The organism is Nocardia arseniciresistens (genome assembly GCF_046764875.1).
GTDB classification, from domain to species: Bacteria; Actinomycetota; Actinomycetes; order Mycobacteriales; family Mycobacteriaceae; genus Nocardia; species Nocardia arseniciresistens.
In genome coordinates this window covers 110,761-126,408 of record NZ_JBKORD010000002.1, presented here as the reverse complement: position 1 = coordinate 126,408, position 15,648 = coordinate 110,761, and the positions used below count along the sequence as shown (strand labels likewise).

Here is a 15,648-nt window from a genome sequence, read left to right as displayed (position 1 = left end):
CGATCAGCCGACGCGATAGCCGTGCGGTGTGGCGACCACATCGGTCACCGCACCGCGCGGCCTGCCGCAGCGACGGTCGCAGCCCGACCAATGCTGACGTCCGCTGACCACCACCTGATCGGCCGCGACGACGGAGTTGATGGTCGCCACCGGAACATGATGCGGCAGTGCGCGTTCGGCTGGTTCGTGGGTTTCGACGCGGCTGTCGACAGTCGCGTTGCCGCCGGATATGGTCTCCGCCTCGGTGTTCTGGCGAGGAATCCGAACCCGGCCCGAGTCCACCGCCGCATCCACGTCGGCTCGAACGTCGGTGATGGATTTCGCGCACCCCGGCTGTCCCGCGCAGGCGCTGACCAGCAGCCAGGGGGACTCGGCGTCGAAGATCAAGCCCATCGGGGCCAGCACTCGCACCACTTGCTCGGCAGGCCACTCCTCCAGGTCGGCGATGACCAGGCTGCGCCACGGGGTCAGGAAGACCGGTCGTTCGATGGCGGCGATGAATTCGGCGGTGTTGGCGGGCAGCGACCCGAGCCGCACTCCGGCGCCGAGGCTGACCAGACCGTTGTCCTGGGTCAGCCAGCCGATCGGAATGTCGTGGGTTGCACCGAGTTCCAGCCGATCCGTGCCCGGTGTCAGGCCGAGTGCTTCGGCAACGCGTTCGGCGCCGTCTTCGATTTCGTGCAGCCGCCACTGGCCGGAGCTGAGGTCGAGGAAGCCGTGTGCGGCGGCGATCATCACGTCGACAGCTTCATTGGCCGATACCCGGATTCCGGTGTCACGCCCGGCCAGCAGCACCGTGAATGCGTCGGCCTCGACGGCGTGCACGCCGATATCGCCGCCGAGACCGCTGACGTCGCCGCGACCGTCGTCGAGGGTGAACAGCACCCGGCCGGGCAGCTCTGCCAGCCGAGGCGCGGCGCGCAGGCCCGTGTCGAGTGCGGAAACGAGTACGTGGACCTCGGCCCGGCCGCCGAGACGGCCCGCCAGCGGCGAGGCGACGATATTGCGCACCCGCTCGTGGGTGTGACTCGGCAGTAGCCCGGCGGCTTCGAGTCGCGTGGTGAGCTCGGCTGCGTCGCGCACCCGACGCAGCTGCACGTTGCCGCGCGAGGTCAGTTCGATACTTCCGTCGCCGAGGTCGTGTGCGGCTTCGGCCAGCGTGTGCAGCTGCGCGGGTTCCAGCCGTCCGCCGGGCACCCGGACGCGGGCCAGTGGCCCGTCGGCGGCCTGGTGCAGCCGCAGCACGCCGGGGCAGGAATCGGGAGTTGTACGCGTCATGACCTGTCCAGCGTACGACCTGGTCGAATATCCGGCCCGAGGTCACCCCGACGCGCATGACCTGCGGCGGTGCGGTTATCGCGTGGCGGCGCTCTGCCCCGCTCGTTAGTCTGCTGCCATGACCGAATCTTCATCCCTCGCCGACCGTTTCGCGATTGTCGAGGTTCTGACCAGGATGTTCGTTTACACCGACCAGAAGCGCTGGGACGATCTGCTCGATGTGGTGTTCACCGAGAAGGTCGATTTCGACGGCGGCTTCGGCGGTCCGGTCGGCGTTCGCGATGCCTCGGACATCGTCGGCGACTGGCGCACCGGCCTCTCCGATCTCGACGCGGTGCACCACCAAGCGGGCAACTACCTGATCGAGCTGGAGTCCGACCATGCCGCGGTGCACGCTGACGCTATCGCCGTTCACCTGAAGAACGACGCCGAGAACGGCACGACCCGCACCTTCATCGGCAGCTACACCCTGGGCGCCGAACGCACCGATTCCGGTTGGCGCGTGAACCGTTTCCAGTATCACCTCAAGGCCATCGAAGGAAACGCCGACCTCACCTAGACCGTCGTCGTTCGGAGGCCTGGCGTGTTCGACGGCACTACCGAGCTTGCGCGGCTTAGTCTGTCCACTGACCAGGTGTTATCCCCGTTTCAAGAGACGAGGTAACCGCAGTGGCTGCAAAAGTCCGCGGCGGCCGACCCGATCTCGGGTCGGCCGCCGCTGTGCGTCTGGACCGAAAGAGTGCACAACAACTTCGAACTCGCCATCGCCGTCGCGATCGCCACCTACGGCGCGACCTCCGGCCAAGCCCTGGCCGGAGTCGTCGGCCCGCTCATCGAAGTCCCCGTACTCGTCGGCTTGGTCTACTTCTCGCTGACCCTGCGCCGACGGTTCGGGCTCGTCGTCATTCGGCAGCGATGACCTCGATCTCGAGTAGCCAGCGTGGATCGAAGATTCCAGCCAGCACGACGGTCAACGCCGGTTTGTGGTCGCCGAGGACCTCTCGCCGAACCGAGGTGTTGACCTCGGCCAGCCAGCATGACAACCAGCGCGTTTGTCTACCCGACCCGCGAATCCGCTGGAGCCGCACGCACCGCCTCGGTGTCGGGCCCGGTGGGTTGTCGTTGCTTGCCCGGCGCCCACGCGGCGATCAGCACGGCGGCGGCCAACGCGATGAATCCCAGTGCGAGCGAGGCTTGTTGGGCGCCGTGGATGAAGGCGGTCTTGGCGAAATCGGCCAGTGGTGCGGCTGGGGGGCCTGCTCGTTCGGTGAACTGGAGGGCGGCGGCCAGAGAATCCGATACGGGGCCGCGGGCTTGTTCGGGAAGTTGTGGGAGGGCGGGTGCGATGCGATTGCTGTAACCGGCGGCCAAGATGCTGCCCGCGATCGCGATGCCGATGGCGGCGCCGATTTCGCGGGCCGCGTCGTTGACCGCTGCTGCGACACCGTGCTTTTCGACGGGGGTGCCCGCGATGATCGCCGCGGTCGCGGGTGCGGTGCACAATCCGAGACCGGCGCTCATCACAAGCAGCGGCCACAGCAGATCGAGATAGGTGCTGCCGAGGTCCAGCCCGGCCATGGCGAACAGCCCGATGCTGAGCACCAGCAGTCCGACGAAGGTCGGTATCCGCAGCCCGAATCGTTCGGCGAGCCACGGTGCGACCATCGAAATCGTCATCAGCGGAGCGACCATCGGCGCCATGGCCAGCGCCGAGGTCAGCGGTCGGTAGCCGAGAATCAGTTGCAGGGTTTGCACGAGCAACATAAAGATGCCGAAGGTCACCAGGAACTGAATGGTCACCGATGCGGTGCCGCTGCCGAAGCCGCGTCCGGCGAACAGCCGCATATCCAACAAGGGCCGCGCAACTCGCAATTCGATGACAACAAAGGCCACCGCGGCAACCACACCGCAGGTGAAAAGGCCGACCACCGTCGGGTCGAGCCACCCACGCACCGGTGCTTCGATCGCACCGACCACGATCAGACCGACCGCGGCGACCACACTGATCGCGCCCAACGGATCCATCGGGGGCCGTTGATCGTCGACGGATTCGGGGATGGTGAACCCAGCGATGAGCAGTGCGGTACCGGCCACGGTCATGGCGACGAACACCGACAACCACGACCAGCGCTCCAGCAGCAGCCCGGAGCCTATGATTCCGAGCACCGCTCCGGCACCGGCTACACCCGCCCAGATTCCCACCGCGTTTCCCCTTCTGTCGGGTGGGAATCCTGCGGTGAGCAGCGATAGCGTCGAGGGCATCACGAATGCGGCGCCCGCCCCAGCCGCGGCCCGGGCGGCGATCAACCATACGGGCCCGTCGAGCAGCAATGGCACCGCCGAGGCGATGGAGAACACCAGGAGTCCGACGATCAGGACGGCGCGGCGTCCGTACCGATCTCCGAGTGCGCCCGCGGGCAGCACAAGGCAGGCCAGCGCAAGGGTATATCCGTCGACGATCCAGGTGAGCTGCTGCTGGGTGGCGCCGGTGCGGCCCGCGATCTGCGGCAGCGCGGTGTAGAGCGCGGCCATAGACGCGATCACCAAGGCCACCGCCAGGCACGACATCAGCAACGTCCACCGCTGCATCGGCGAGAGCCGCGTGGTGGTGCGGTCGGTGGAATCCATCGAGCCTCCGGTAGAACAGTACGAAGGGTATCGCTACGCTACTATGAGTAGCATAAGTAGGGTGCGCAGCGATAGGCTCCGGCGAACAAGGAATGCTTGGACCATGCCATCGACCGGATCGGCCGACGAGTCGTTGCCGCGCAACCACTCTCGCGACACCGACACCGACGCGACCGATCCCCGCAAACTGCGCTCGCGTACCCGGCTCCTGGACGCCGCGACCGCACTACTGAAGACCGGCGGCGTCGATGCCGTCACCATCGAGGCGGTCACCCGGGTCTCCAAGGTCGCCAAGACCACGCTCTACCGTCACTTCGACAACGCCATGGACCTGCGCGCCGCCACCTTCGAGCGCCTCATCCCGCAGGTCGTCGCGCCGCCGGCCACCGGATCGCTGCGCGATCGCCTGATCGAGTTGCTCGACAGACAGGCCGCCATCATCAACGACGCGCCCCTGCACCTGACCACGCTCGCGTGGCTGGCGATGGGATCCGATCGTCCCGGCACCGGCGCGGGGCCCGCCGTCGCCTCGCTACGGCAGCGCCTCATCGATATCTACCGCCAGCCGTTCGACGAACTGCTCGACAGTGCGGAAGTCCGTGCGCAGCTGGGCCGATTCGACCTCGGCCTCGCACAGGCCCAGCTCATCGGCCCGCTCATTTTCGGCAGACTGACCGGCCTGCGCCACACCACCCATGCCGACTGTGTCCGCATCGTCGACGACTTCCTCGCCGCCCGTGCCACCACCGGCTGACCGCGTTACCGCGGATGAGCCGCCATCGTTATCCGCTGGCGTTCTAGGACGTTCATGATGGACCTATGGAGTCCGAACGCATTCAGGTTCGCGTGATTCTTGTGTTCGGGGATCGTGCGCAGCTGGACACACCGTGGCATTCGCACCGGGACCCGATGTGGGTGCCGGCGGCGCTGATCGCCGAACAAGCCGGGTTGCCGATCAATGAGCTGCCCGGGCGAGAATTCAGCGCTACCGGAGACCGGAAATCCCTGACCGATTTCCGGCTGGTCTTCGACCCGCGGCTGTAGATAGTCGTCCGCGTCGGTCGAACCCTCGGCGAGTCCGGCCGCGAAGGGCCGTTGGACACGTGGCAGGAGCGAGTCCGCGTGGCAGGTAGCATCTGGATGCTCGGCGGGCGATGAGGAAACCGGTGAAAATCCGGTGCGGTCGCGCCACTGTCATAAGCCAGACCCTCTCCGGCGAGCAACGAACCCGATGGGCGCGTCACCCGAGGAAGGCCGTCACCTGTGATTTTGCTGCTGTCCACGTCCGATACCGATCTGTTGAGCGCGCGCGCGAGTGGCGCGGCCTATCGGTGGGGCAATCCCGCTCGGTTGCTGGTCGAGGATCTGCCCGCGCTGCTCGACGGCGCCGATCTGGTGATCGTGCGGATCCTCGGCGGCAAGCGGGCCTGGGAGGCGGGCTTGGAAGCCGTGCGCGCCAGCGGGGTACCGGTGGTGGCGCTCGGTGGTGAGCTGGCGCCGGACGCCGAGCTGATGGAGTGCTCGACGGTGCCGGGCGGTGTCGCCGCCGACGCGCACAACTACCTCGCGGCCGGGGGTGCGGGCAACCTCCGTCAGTTGCACAACTTCCTGTCGGACACGGTGCTGCTCACCGGACACGGCTTCGAACCGCCGGTGCAGTTGCCGAGCTGGGGTCGGCTGGATCGCCTCGCGGCACCGGTCGATGGCCCGACCGTCGCGGTCATCTACTACCGTGCACAGCACCTGGCCGGGAACACCACCTACATCGAAGCATTGTGCGCCGCAATCGAAAACGCGGGTGCGCGGCCGTTGCCGCTCTACTGCGCCTCACTGCGCACCGCCGAACCCGAACTGCTCGATACTCTCCGCCAGGCCGACGCGCTTGTGGTCACCGTGCTCGCGGCGGGCGGGTCCAAGCCCGCGACCGCCTCGGCAGGCGGTGACGACGAGGCGTGGGATGTCGCGGCATTGGCCGAGCTGGATGTGCCTATCCTGCAAGGCTTGTGCCTGACCAGTGGTCGCGCGCAATGGCAGGCCAACGACGACGGCCTTTCGCCGCTCGATGTCGCCACCCAGGTCGCGGTGCCGGAGTTCGACGGCCGGATCATCACCGTGCCGTTCTCGTTCAAGGAGTTCGACGCCGACGGTCTGTCCACCTATGTGCCCGACGCGGAGCGCGCGGCACGGGTGGCCGGTATCGCGGTGCGCCACGCTCGACTGCGACATATACCGACCGAGCGACGTCGGGTCGCCCTCATGATGTCGGCCTACCCGACCAAGCACGCCCGCATCGGCAACGCGGTCGGCCTGGACACCCCGGCGAGCGCGATCCGGCTGCTCAGCGAAATGCGTTCGGCCGGTTACGATCTGGGCCCCGAAGGGGAGGTACCCGGGCTCGCGGAGCGTGATGGCGACGCACTGATTCACGCGCTCATCGCCGCGGGCGGCCAGGACCCCGATTGGCTGACCGCCGAACAGCTCGAAGGCAACCCGATCCGGATCAGCGCGGCACGGTATTCGGCATGGTTCGACACCCTGCCCGACGACCTGCGCGCGGCCGTGATCGAGGCGTGGGGCCCGCCGCCCGGCGAACTGTACGTCGATCGCTCCGCCGACCCCAACGGGGAAATCGTCATCGCCGCACTGCGCTTCGGCAATGTGGTGCTGATGGTGCAGCCGCCTCGCGGTTTCGGCGAGAACCCGGTCGCCATCTACCACGACCCGGATCTGCCGCCGAGCCACCACTATCTTGCGGCATACCGCTGGATTTCCGCGCCGGACGGTTTCGCCGCCGACGCGATGGTGCACCTGGGTAAGCACGGCAACCTGGAGTGGTTGCCGGGTAAGACCCTCGGTATGTCCGCTTCCTGCGGCACCGATGCCGCACTCGGCGAGCTGCCGCTGATCTACCCATTCCTGGTCAACGATCCCGGTGAGGGCACGCAGGCCAAGCGCCGCGCGCACGCCACCCTCGTCGATCACCTGATCCCACCGATGGCACGCGCCGAAAGCTACGGCGACATCTCGCGTTTGGAGCAGCTGCTCGACGAGCACGCCAATATCTCCACGCTGGACCCGGCCAAACTGCCCGCGATCCGCCAGCAGATCTGGACGCTGATGCGGGCGGCGAAAATGGACCACGATCTGGGCTTGGCCGAACGTCCGGAAGAGGACGTCTTCGATGACATGCTGCTGCACGTCGACGGCTGGCTCTGTGAGATCAAAGACGTGCAGATCCGCGACGGCCTGCACATTCTCGGCCAGGCGCCGGTAGGCGACAGCGAGCTCGACCTGGTGCTCGCCATGCTGCGCGCCCGTCAACTGTGGGGCGGCGAGCGTAACGTGCCCGGCCTGCGTGAGGCGCTCGGACTCGACGAATCCGGCAGCGAGGCGCGCGAACGTGTCGACCGGGTCGAAGCCCAAGCGCGTGAACTGGTCTCCGCGCTACAGGCAACGGATTGGTCCGCCGATGCGGTGGACACCATTACCGACAACCCCGCGGTCGCGCAGGTGCTGCGGTTCGCCGCCACCGAGGTGGTGCCGCGACTGCGCCAGACCGGCATCGAGATCGACCGGATTCTGCACGCGCTCAACGGCGGCTTCATCCCGGCGGGCCCGAGCGGGTCGCCGCTGCGTGGATTGATCAACGTGCTGCCCACCGGGCGCAACTTCTACTCGGTCGACCCGAAGGCGGTGCCGTCGCGACTGGCCTGGGAAACCGGTCAGGCCATGGCGGATTCGCTGCTGGACCGATACCGGGCCGACCATGGCGAATACCCACGTTCGGTGGGCCTTTCGGTCTGGGGCACCTCGGCGATGCGTACCTCCGGCGACGATATCGCCGAAGTCCTGGCGCTGCTCGGGGTCCGGCCGGTGTGGGACGAGGCCAGCCGCCGCGTTACCTCCCTGGAAATCATCGCCCTGGAGGAGCTCGCCCGCCCCCGCATCGACGTCACAGTGCGCATCAGCGGATTCTTCCGCGACGCATTCCCACACGTGCTCGCGCTGCTGGATGACGCCGTCCGGCTGGTCGCCGAGCTGGACGAGCCGCTGGAATCCAATTACGTACGCGCGCACGCACAGGCCGACCTCGCCGAGCACGGCGACCAGCGCCGCGCCACCACCCGCATCTTCGGTTCCAAGCCGGGCACCTACGGCGCGGGCATCCTGCAACTGATCGATTCGAAGAGCTGGCGCAACGACGACGACCTCGCGCAGGTGTACACCGCGTGGGGCGGCTTCGCCTACGGCCGTGACCTCGACGGCGCGCCCGCTGCCGACGATATGCGTACCGCCTACCGGCGGATCACGGTGGCGGCCAAGAACACCGATACCCGCGAACACGACATCGCCGACTCCGACGACTACTTCCAGTACCACGGCGGCATGGTCGCCACCGTACGCGCACTGACCGGCAAGAACCCCGAGGCCTACATCGGCGACAGCACCCGGCCCGATGCGGTGCGCACCCGAACCCTCTCAGAGGAGACTTCCCGTGTCTTCCGTGCCCGCGTGGTGAACCCACGCTGGCTGGAGGCGATGCGCCGCCACGGTTACAAGGGCGCCTTCGAAATGGCGGCCACCGTCGACTACCTCTTCGGCTACGACGCGACCACTAATGTTGTGGCCGACTGGATGTACGAAAAGCTCGCGGAGAGTTACGTTTTCGACGATGTGAACCGGAAGTTCATGGAGCAGTCCAACCCGTGGGCGCTGCACGGCATTGCCGAGCGGCTGCTGGAAGCCGCCGAGCGCGACCTGTGGGAGAAGCCGGAACAGGCCACCCTCGACCGGCTGCGACAGGTCTACCTGGAGACCGAGGGTGAACTCGAGTAGCTCTTGGGGCACTGACGTTTCGGAGTTCGCGACCCGCCGAAGTACGACTTCGGTGGGTCGCGCTGCATGTCGCTGGGAACTCCCCGAGTGGAGGTCGAGTGGTGGCCCGTGATCCGATACGTCGACTCGCCCTGGAGATCGAATTGTGTTCGAAATGCCAAGGGAAATCAACCCCCCAATTACTGGGTAATCGAATTATATGATCTTGCAACGTAATTCGACTCTCCGATTCTCTCGACAGCTGCCACGTCAAGGGCGCATGATTGTTGATGTCCAATGGCCGTTTACGGGGAAACGCCAATCGAATCGGCAGGTTGATTGGGAAAGTCTTATGATGATCAAAAAATTGGTGGTGATCGCGATCATGGCGATCGCTGCCACCGGCATCGCCACTGTCACCGCACATGGTGAAGCAGGGCTGCCGGGCACAACTATCAGCGGGGTGGACGGCGCGGTCGCGTACACGACCACACTGGCACCCGACCATTCGAGCGCTACGGTCGCACTGGCGTCCGGAACGTTCACGCTCGCACCGGACGCGGTCACCGTGACGGCGCCCGACGGTGCGGTGGTCGGCGTCATTCCGACGACGCTACAGATGCAGACCGGTCAAGAGCTCGCAGTCACTCCCGCACTGAACAGCACAGGTACCGAGCTGACTCTCACGCCGGTCGGCGGGCCGGTCGCCGCGGCTACCAACTCGCCGGAATCCATTGCCCTGCAAGCCATCGGTGATGCGGGAACAACGGTGGCGGGCGTGCTGATCGGCTGCGCGATCGGCATCCTGATCGGTGTCTGGTTCATCCTTGTCGGCGCTGTCGTCGGCTGTGTCGTCGGGGGCATCATCGGCGGCATCATCGGCGCGAACCAGTAAGCGGCGACAGAAGGGAAACATGAACGGTGGTTCGGCCGCGATCGGAGTGTTGCCGGTGCGGCCGGATTGCCATGTCGCCATTGCGCATCCGGGGGAAATCGATCGGAGCCGACGATTGATGGCTGGCGGTGGATCGGCCGTATTCCAATTCCTCCTTTCATATATCGCCCGCCGCCTTTCGGAATCGCTCGGCGGTGGCAAGAAGGTGCACGGATAGTTCCGGGGCGTCCAGTACGTCGAAGTCGACGTCGAACAGGTGCGCCGATCACGCTGATCGGCCGAAGAGGTTTTGAGCGAGGACCACGGCCTCGGCGGCCAGGCCCGGCGGGTTGGTGGCAATAAACATGGAGTCAGCGGCCAGATTGCCGAGCACGTGCCAAGTAGGGTCAGGTCGGTCGGCGATGAGCAGACGTCGGGTGCGGGGTTGCGCGATCAGGCCGCCTGCCGGGTGGAGTTCGGCCGCGCCCGCGGTGAGCAGGGCGCCGACCAGAGACTCGGTTTCCGATGGGGTCGTGTAGGCGGGCGGGTTGACCGCGTTGCGGACGGTGTCGGCGGTCCACTCGGAATCGTCGGTGATGGTGAAACCGCCGCCGGAGCGGGCCGCGACCTTGGTGACACCGGGGTGCAGTCGGAGCTGTCCCGAGTCGAGCAGTCGGAGCACGATCTTCGCGTTGTGCGGCACCATGGGCGAGCTGAGGCTGTTGATGGTGCGGAAATAGTGGGTGCGCAGCATGTCCCGGTCCGGCTCCGCGAGCAGTGACCACACGATCGGGCCGACGACGCGAATGGCCATGACCAAGAGTCGCCGTCCGTGGTGCGGCCCATGGACCGCGGCCAGTTGGCGGCGGAGACGATCCATCGGGTTCTCGGATTCGGTGTTCGAGATCTCGGCGGCGAAGGAATCGAAATCCTCGCTCAGGTCCGCGAGTTCGGCGCGCATCAACGAAACCAGTTGGGCGAAGGTGAGTGACTTGTGTTCGGTGGCCGAGCGCAGCACATTGTCCTGGGTGAGGTGTTTCAGCTCCAGCCGGACGGGGCGTTGTTGTACGTCGGGCAGCACGCCGCTGCGCGACAGCAGACTGATCGGGCCGGTGTGCCCGTTCGAGGACAGGCCGACGGCGACATCGACGGCGCACAGCCCGCTGCCGATACCGCGACATGGTGATCCGCAGGGATCTCCGACAGCGAATCGGCAAGGGGGTAGGGCTCATTGACGTATCCGGGTGCGCCGGTGAGCCCGTAGTGGTCGCGCGGGCGGCCGCTGCCCACGCACAACACCGCGCGGTCCACCGGAACATGGTCGCCGTTGTCGGTGTGCAGCACATCGTGCCTCTCGCGGGAGAATCCGATGACGTTTGCGCGGACAATACGGACCGAGCAGCCGCTGTCGCGCAACCGGCCGATGGCGGCCGCGGCGGTGTACTCCAGGTACTCGCCGTACACGCTGCGCGGCACCAGCGGCTGACCCAGCCCCTCGTCGAGATACGCCGTCACGTCGCGGTCGGCCTGCCAGCTCTGATAGTGCATCGGATCACCGACACGCATCGACATCCTGATCGGCGGCACATTGACCCGCACGGCCGCCAGGTCCGGCTGGTATGGCCGGCCCCGCCACAATGTCGGCGAACCTTCGAAGACCGTTATTCGGTTCGGCTTTTCCTCCAGCGCGGCCAGTGCGTCGAGCAGGCCGACCACCGCCGTGCCCGCGCCGATGACTCCGATGTGCATGAGATCTCCTTCGAAATTCGCCCTGGTCTCCAGTGGTTCGACCTCGACCAGAGTCGCCCGTAGGCCTAGCTGCCGGATATCCCTCGATCGAGGGGTTTGCGCATCGGTGCCCACCGCGTCACCTGGCATGGGAATTTCGCCGATCGCCTGGGCATTACCCCTCATGTGTGGGATGGCGCGCGCTTCGGGGGCACCGCAAGATGGTGGGTATGACTATGCCGACCGGTGCCTGGTGGCTGCGCTGCTTGCCGGGATCGCGGCCGCTCCCGACGCGCACGCGCTCTTCGCGGAGACCTCTACCCGCCTGCGCCGGATCGCGCCGTTCGACGCCGCCGTCTGGGTCGCGACCGATCCCATCAACGGGCTGACCACCGCACCGGTGCGGATCGAGAACCTGCACGAGGGTGGCTGCGGAACCTACTGGGAGTCGGAGCTTTTCGCCGAGCATGTGAACCTCTTCCGGGATCTGGCGCGCGCCGAGACCCCGGTCGCCGGGCTGCGTGCGATGACCGGTGACAGGCCTTCGCTGAGCCCGCTGTACGGAAGCTTCATGCGGCCCCGCGGTTTCGAGGATGAACTGCGGGCGGTGTTCCGGGTCGGCGGCAGGCCATGGGGTCAGCTGAGTCTGTTTCGCGCGCGGGGCCGGGACTCCTTCGATGCCACCGACATCGCACTCGTCGACACACTCTGCACACCGATGGCGCGGCGGCTGCGCGGCTTCGCGCAACCCACGGCCACATCAGCGTCCGCGCTCATCGACACCCCCGGAATGCTGCTCTTCGACCCCGCCGGCAGCCTGATCTCGATCAACGACGAGGCCCGCCACCTGCTGGCACTGCTGCCGCCCGGCCCGTCCACGGTGACGCCATGTGGTATCCAAATATCGCTTCCCGCATGGATTCTCAGCACCGCAGGCCGGGCTCGGCTGGCCGGCGCCGGTGCTCGCATCCGCATCCGAACCAGCACGGGCTGGCTGGTCTGCCACGCTTCCTGCCTCCGCGACGCCGACAGCCGCAGCGGCCCAACTGTGTTGGTAGTCGAGCCCGCCAAAGCCTCCGAAGTCGCGGCACTGTTGGTGGCGGCCTACGAACTCACCTCTCGCGAGCTCGAGGTCACCGAACTCATCGCTCGTGGCCTGTCCACCGGCGAAATCGCCACCCGGCTCTTCCTTTCCCCGCATACGGTGCGCGATCACGTCAAGGCGATTTTCGACAAGGTCGGCGTCACCAGCCGTGGCGAGCTGGTCGCGAAACTCTTCACCGATCACTACGAACCCGTCACCGCCCGCAACACGATCCGCGTACTGGACGCGAGCTAGAAACAGTGCTGCGCCGTTCCCTGTTCGCCCAGGTGGATTGGGTTGGGTGAGGGGCGTTGGGGTGCTGTTCGGGCGTCTGTATAGTGGGCGGTCGCAACTAGTTTCAGGTGCTAATGATGTTTGGCCGGCTGGATCGACTGCCGGCCTTACCGTGCTGCGCTGCCTCGTCGATGACGGGCCGCAGTGCACCGGTAAAGCTCGCCGAGCTACTGCAGCCGAGATCTCCAGGCGCATGGCCTCGTCGAGTGTCGGGTCGACCGCTTCATGGCCGCGCCCGCGTGTACAGGTTTTCCAGAAACTTCACCGCAGCTAGCCGATCAGAATTAGGGCGCATAAATGACGAATTCCACGACCAAGGCACCGGCAATGCCGCCGGGCCTGGACGCGGGCGAGGGCGCGGCACTGTCGCACCGGCAGATCCTGACCATCCTGTCCGGTCTGCTGCTCGGCATCTTTCTGGCCGCCCTCGACCAGAACATCGTGAGCGTGGCGATCGTAAAGATCTCGAACAGCCTGCACGGGTTCGACCAGCAGGCGTGGGCGACAACGGCATACCTGATCACCGCGACGATCACCACGCCGCTGTACGGCAAGCTGGCCGACATCTATGGGCGAAAGCCGTTCTATCTCACGGCGATCGGCCTGTTCATCCTCGGATCGATTGCCTGCACCTTCGCGACCTCGATGTACGAACTCGCGGGATTCCGTGCCTTCCAGGGGCTCGGCGCCGGCGGGTTGATGTCACTGGCTTTCACTATCATCGGCGATATCGTGCCCGCCCGCGAACGAGTGCGCTACCAGGGCTATTTCATGATGGTCTTCGGCTCGGCCACGGTGCTCGGCCCGGTGCTCGGCGGCTTCTTTTCCAACTACGACCATCTGTGGGGGCTCGAGGGCTGGCGCTGGGTGTTCCTGGTGAACGTGCCGATCGGCGTACTCGCGCTCGGTGTTGTCGCCAAGGTGCTCAATGTGCCCCATCAGCGCCAGAAGCACCGGATCGACTGGTTCGGTGCGCTGGCGTTGACGATTTGCGTTGTGCCGCTGCTGATCGTCGCCGAACAGGGCCGCAACTGGGGCTGGAGTTCCGATCGGGCGCTGATCTGCTACGGCATCGGCGCGGCCGGGCTGGTGCTGTTCCTGTTCATCGAGTTCCTGATGAAGGACGCGGCGCTGATCCCGCTGCGGTTGTTCAGGAATTCGACCTTCAGCGTGTCGATCGTCGGCGGCTTCATCGTCGGTGTCGCGATGTTCGGCGCCATCGTGATGGTGCCGCAGTACTACCAGGTGGTGCGCGGCTACTCGCCGACGAACTCGGGTCTGATGATGCTGCCGCTGGTGCTCGGCATCATGATCGGCTCGCAGACGGCCGGACGGATCACCAAGGCCACCGGCCATTACAAGGCGCTGCCCGTGCTCGGGTCGTTCGTGATGGCGGTCGGTGCGGCATTGCACGCGCGCGTGCTCTACGACAGCCCGCTGTGGCAGCCGCTGGTGTATGCCGGGATCATCGGCCTCGGCCTCGGCGGGTGTATGCAGACGCTGATCATCGCGGCGCAGAACGCCGGTCCGCGCTCGGATATGGGCGTGTCCACCGCGGCGGCGACCTTCTTCCGGCAGATGGGCGGGACGCTGGGGGTCGCGGTCTTCCTGACGATCCTGTTCAACCTGTTGCCGCACAAGATCATCGATGCATTCGGTGGGCAACTGCCCGACGGGTTCGATGCCGCCCAGCTCGGCGGCATACAGAGCAACACGAGTGGGATCGCGGATCTGCCGGAGGAACTGCGGGTTCCGATCCTGACCGGGTTCACCAGTTCGATGTCGGGGGTGTTCTACGTGGCCGCCGCGGTAGCGCTGCTTGGTGCGGTCGTGCTGATGTTCATGAAAGAGATTCCGCTGCAAGATGATCCGGCTCCGGTGGCGAAGGTTGCCGAACTGGTCGGAGAGGAATCGACCTGGGAGGAATCGCAGGTCTGGGAGGGCGCCGCGCAGGCACTGTCCGAGCCCGCCCCGGTGCTCGCCGGCAGTGGACACCTTTCGGTCGATCATCAGGGCAACGGTGTATATCAGGTCGCGGTGGTGGGAACTGCGGTGGCGGAGCAGGATTTGGTGGAGGGGTTCCCCGAACCGGAGCGCCGATCGATCCGTGGCCGGATTCGGCACGGGGACGGACGCCCGGTGCCCGGTGCTGCGCTGACGTTGATCGACCAGCGCGGACACCAGGTTGCCAGGGCGACAGGCGATCCGCACGGCGGCTACATCATCGGCGTGCCGGCGGGCGGCAATTTCGTCTTGATCGCATCCGCGTCCGGGCATCAGCCGGAGGCGGTCAGCGTGGCAGTCGGGCACCGCACCCTGCAAATGGATCTGACGCTCATGGGCTCCGGTGAGCTGTCGGGCGTTGTCCGATCGGCACGACGCGGTGAACCGCTGGTCGGCGCGACCGTCACCCTGACCGATATGCGGGGCGAGGTCGTCGGCGCGGCGATTACCTCAGGTGACGGCGTCTATGTCTGCCACGGTGTTGTCTCCGGCACCTACACCCTGGTTGCCGTCGCCGACCATATGCGCCCGAACGCCACGACGCTCACCGTGTCCGAGGGCGGTCTGCTGCGCAAGGACATCGACTTGGACCCGATGGCGGTGCTGGCCGGATCAGCATGGTCCGAGGGCGACCGGCACGTTCCCGACGTCCAGATCACCGTCCTGGATGCCGAAGGCGATCTGACCGCGACCGCGCGCACCGATGAGCACGGTCGCTACGTCGTCAGCGATCTGCCCGAGGGGCAGTACACGGTCGTGGCCCGCGGCTACCCGCCGGTCTCCAGCCGTGTCACGGTGGTGGGCGGCGAAGTCGTTCACGACGTGAAACTCGGCTATGGGGCGGATGATCCGGCGAACCATCGCTGAGTGATTCTGATCGGGCGTTCTCCAAAGTAGCCAAGTCTGTCGGGCAGGTCGTGGCGCCCACCACGCTTTACCGCGG

13 protein-coding genes and 1 riboswitch are annotated in these 15,648 nt (G+C 66.4%); of the genes, 8 read left to right on the top strand and 5 right to left on the bottom strand.

All coding sequences use genetic code 11. From position 1 onward, the window contains the following. Nucleotides 1–3: 3 nt before the first annotated feature. On the bottom strand, nt 4–1,278 hold the full coding sequence (gene cobG / locus ACLMAJ_RS04220; RefSeq protein ID WP_412012146.1) for a precorrin-3B synthase: 1,275 nt from the start codon (nt 1,276–1,278) through the stop codon (nt 4–6). A 118-nt stretch (nt 1,279–1,396) separates the two neighbouring features. On the opposite strand from cobG, the gene ACLMAJ_RS04215 reads away from it, so the two are divergent. Both ACLMAJ_RS04215 and ACLMAJ_RS04210 read left to right on the top strand, forming a co-directional pair. Then, on the top strand, nt 1,397–1,837 hold the full coding sequence (locus ACLMAJ_RS04215; RefSeq protein WP_412012145.1) for a nuclear transport factor 2 family protein: 441 nt from the start codon (nt 1,397–1,399) through the stop codon (nt 1,835–1,837). A gap of 180 nt (nt 1,838–2,017) precedes the next feature. Further along, nucleotides 2,018–2,197 (top strand): hypothetical protein, encoded by a 180-nt coding sequence (locus ACLMAJ_RS04210; RefSeq protein ID WP_412012529.1) that lies wholly within the window; start codon nt 2,018–2,020, stop codon nt 2,195–2,197. On the opposite strand, the gene ACLMAJ_RS04205 is transcribed toward ACLMAJ_RS04210, so the two are convergent. Together ACLMAJ_RS04205 and ACLMAJ_RS04200 are read right to left on the bottom strand one after the other, a co-directional pair. Beyond that, nucleotides 2,181–2,321: a RidA family protein gene (locus ACLMAJ_RS04205; protein WP_412012144.1), complete on the bottom strand. Its 141-nt coding sequence runs from the start codon at nt 2,319–2,321 to the stop codon at nt 2,181–2,183. The genes ACLMAJ_RS04210 and ACLMAJ_RS04205 overlap by 17 nt on opposite strands. Nucleotides 2,322–2,334: 13 nt before the next feature. Beyond that, nucleotides 2,335–3,906, bottom strand: coding sequence for an MFS transporter (locus ACLMAJ_RS04200; protein WP_412012143.1), 1,572 nt, complete (start codon nt 3,904–3,906; stop codon nt 2,335–2,337). Nucleotides 3,907–4,009: 103 nt separating this feature from the next. Between ACLMAJ_RS04200 and ACLMAJ_RS04195 the strand changes: the two genes are divergently transcribed. From ACLMAJ_RS04195 to ACLMAJ_RS04180, 4 genes are all read left to right on the top strand, one after another. After that, nucleotides 4,010–4,660 (top strand): TetR/AcrR family transcriptional regulator, encoded by a 651-nt coding sequence (locus ACLMAJ_RS04195; RefSeq protein WP_412012142.1) that lies wholly within the window; start codon nt 4,010–4,012, stop codon nt 4,658–4,660. Between the two features lie 65 nt (nt 4,661–4,725). Next, nucleotides 4,726–4,950, top strand: coding sequence for a hypothetical protein (locus ACLMAJ_RS04190; RefSeq protein WP_412012141.1), 225 nt, complete (start codon nt 4,726–4,728; stop codon nt 4,948–4,950). A gap of 87 nt (nt 4,951–5,037) precedes the next feature. Continuing rightward, nucleotides 5,038–5,137, top strand: a riboswitch (cobalamin riboswitch). A 32-nt stretch (nt 5,138–5,169) separates the two neighbouring features. Then, nucleotides 5,170–8,742 (top strand): cobaltochelatase subunit CobN, encoded by a 3,573-nt coding sequence (cobN, locus tag ACLMAJ_RS04185; protein ID WP_412012140.1) that lies wholly within the window; start codon nt 5,170–5,172, stop codon nt 8,740–8,742. A 334-nt stretch (nt 8,743–9,076) separates the two neighbouring features. Beyond that, complete coding sequence (locus ACLMAJ_RS04180) at nt 9,077–9,616, top strand: DUF8020 domain-containing protein (RefSeq protein ID WP_412012139.1); 540 nt, start codon at nt 9,077–9,079, stop codon at nt 9,614–9,616. A gap of 265 nt (nt 9,617–9,881) precedes the next feature. On the opposite strand, the gene ACLMAJ_RS04175 is transcribed toward ACLMAJ_RS04180, so the two are convergent. Both ACLMAJ_RS04175 and ACLMAJ_RS04170 read right to left on the bottom strand, forming a co-directional pair. Beyond that, entirely contained in the window at nt 9,882–10,676 is a 795-nt protein-coding gene (locus tag ACLMAJ_RS04175) for a hypothetical protein (protein WP_412012138.1), read from the bottom strand. Next, nucleotides 10,634–11,344: an FAD/NAD(P)-binding protein gene (locus ACLMAJ_RS04170; RefSeq protein WP_412012137.1), complete on the bottom strand. Its 711-nt coding sequence runs from the start codon at nt 11,342–11,344 to the stop codon at nt 10,634–10,636. Before ACLMAJ_RS04170 ends, ACLMAJ_RS04175 begins: the two co-directional genes overlap by 43 nt. Nucleotides 11,345–11,516: 172 nt before the next feature. On the opposite strand from ACLMAJ_RS04170, the gene ACLMAJ_RS04165 reads away from it, so the two are divergent. Both ACLMAJ_RS04165 and ACLMAJ_RS04160 read left to right on the top strand, forming a co-directional pair. Beyond that, nucleotides 11,517–12,662 carry a helix-turn-helix transcriptional regulator gene (locus tag ACLMAJ_RS04165; protein ID WP_412012136.1) on the top strand — a complete coding sequence of 382 codons (1,146 nt, stop codon included), beginning with the start codon at nt 11,517–11,519 and terminating at the stop codon, nt 12,660–12,662. A 336-nt stretch (nt 12,663–12,998) separates the two neighbouring features. After that, a complete protein-coding gene (locus ACLMAJ_RS04160) occupies nt 12,999–15,572 on the top strand; it encodes an MFS transporter (RefSeq protein WP_412012135.1) in 2,574 nt (857 codons plus the stop codon). Nucleotides 15,573–15,648: the final 76 nt, after the last annotated feature.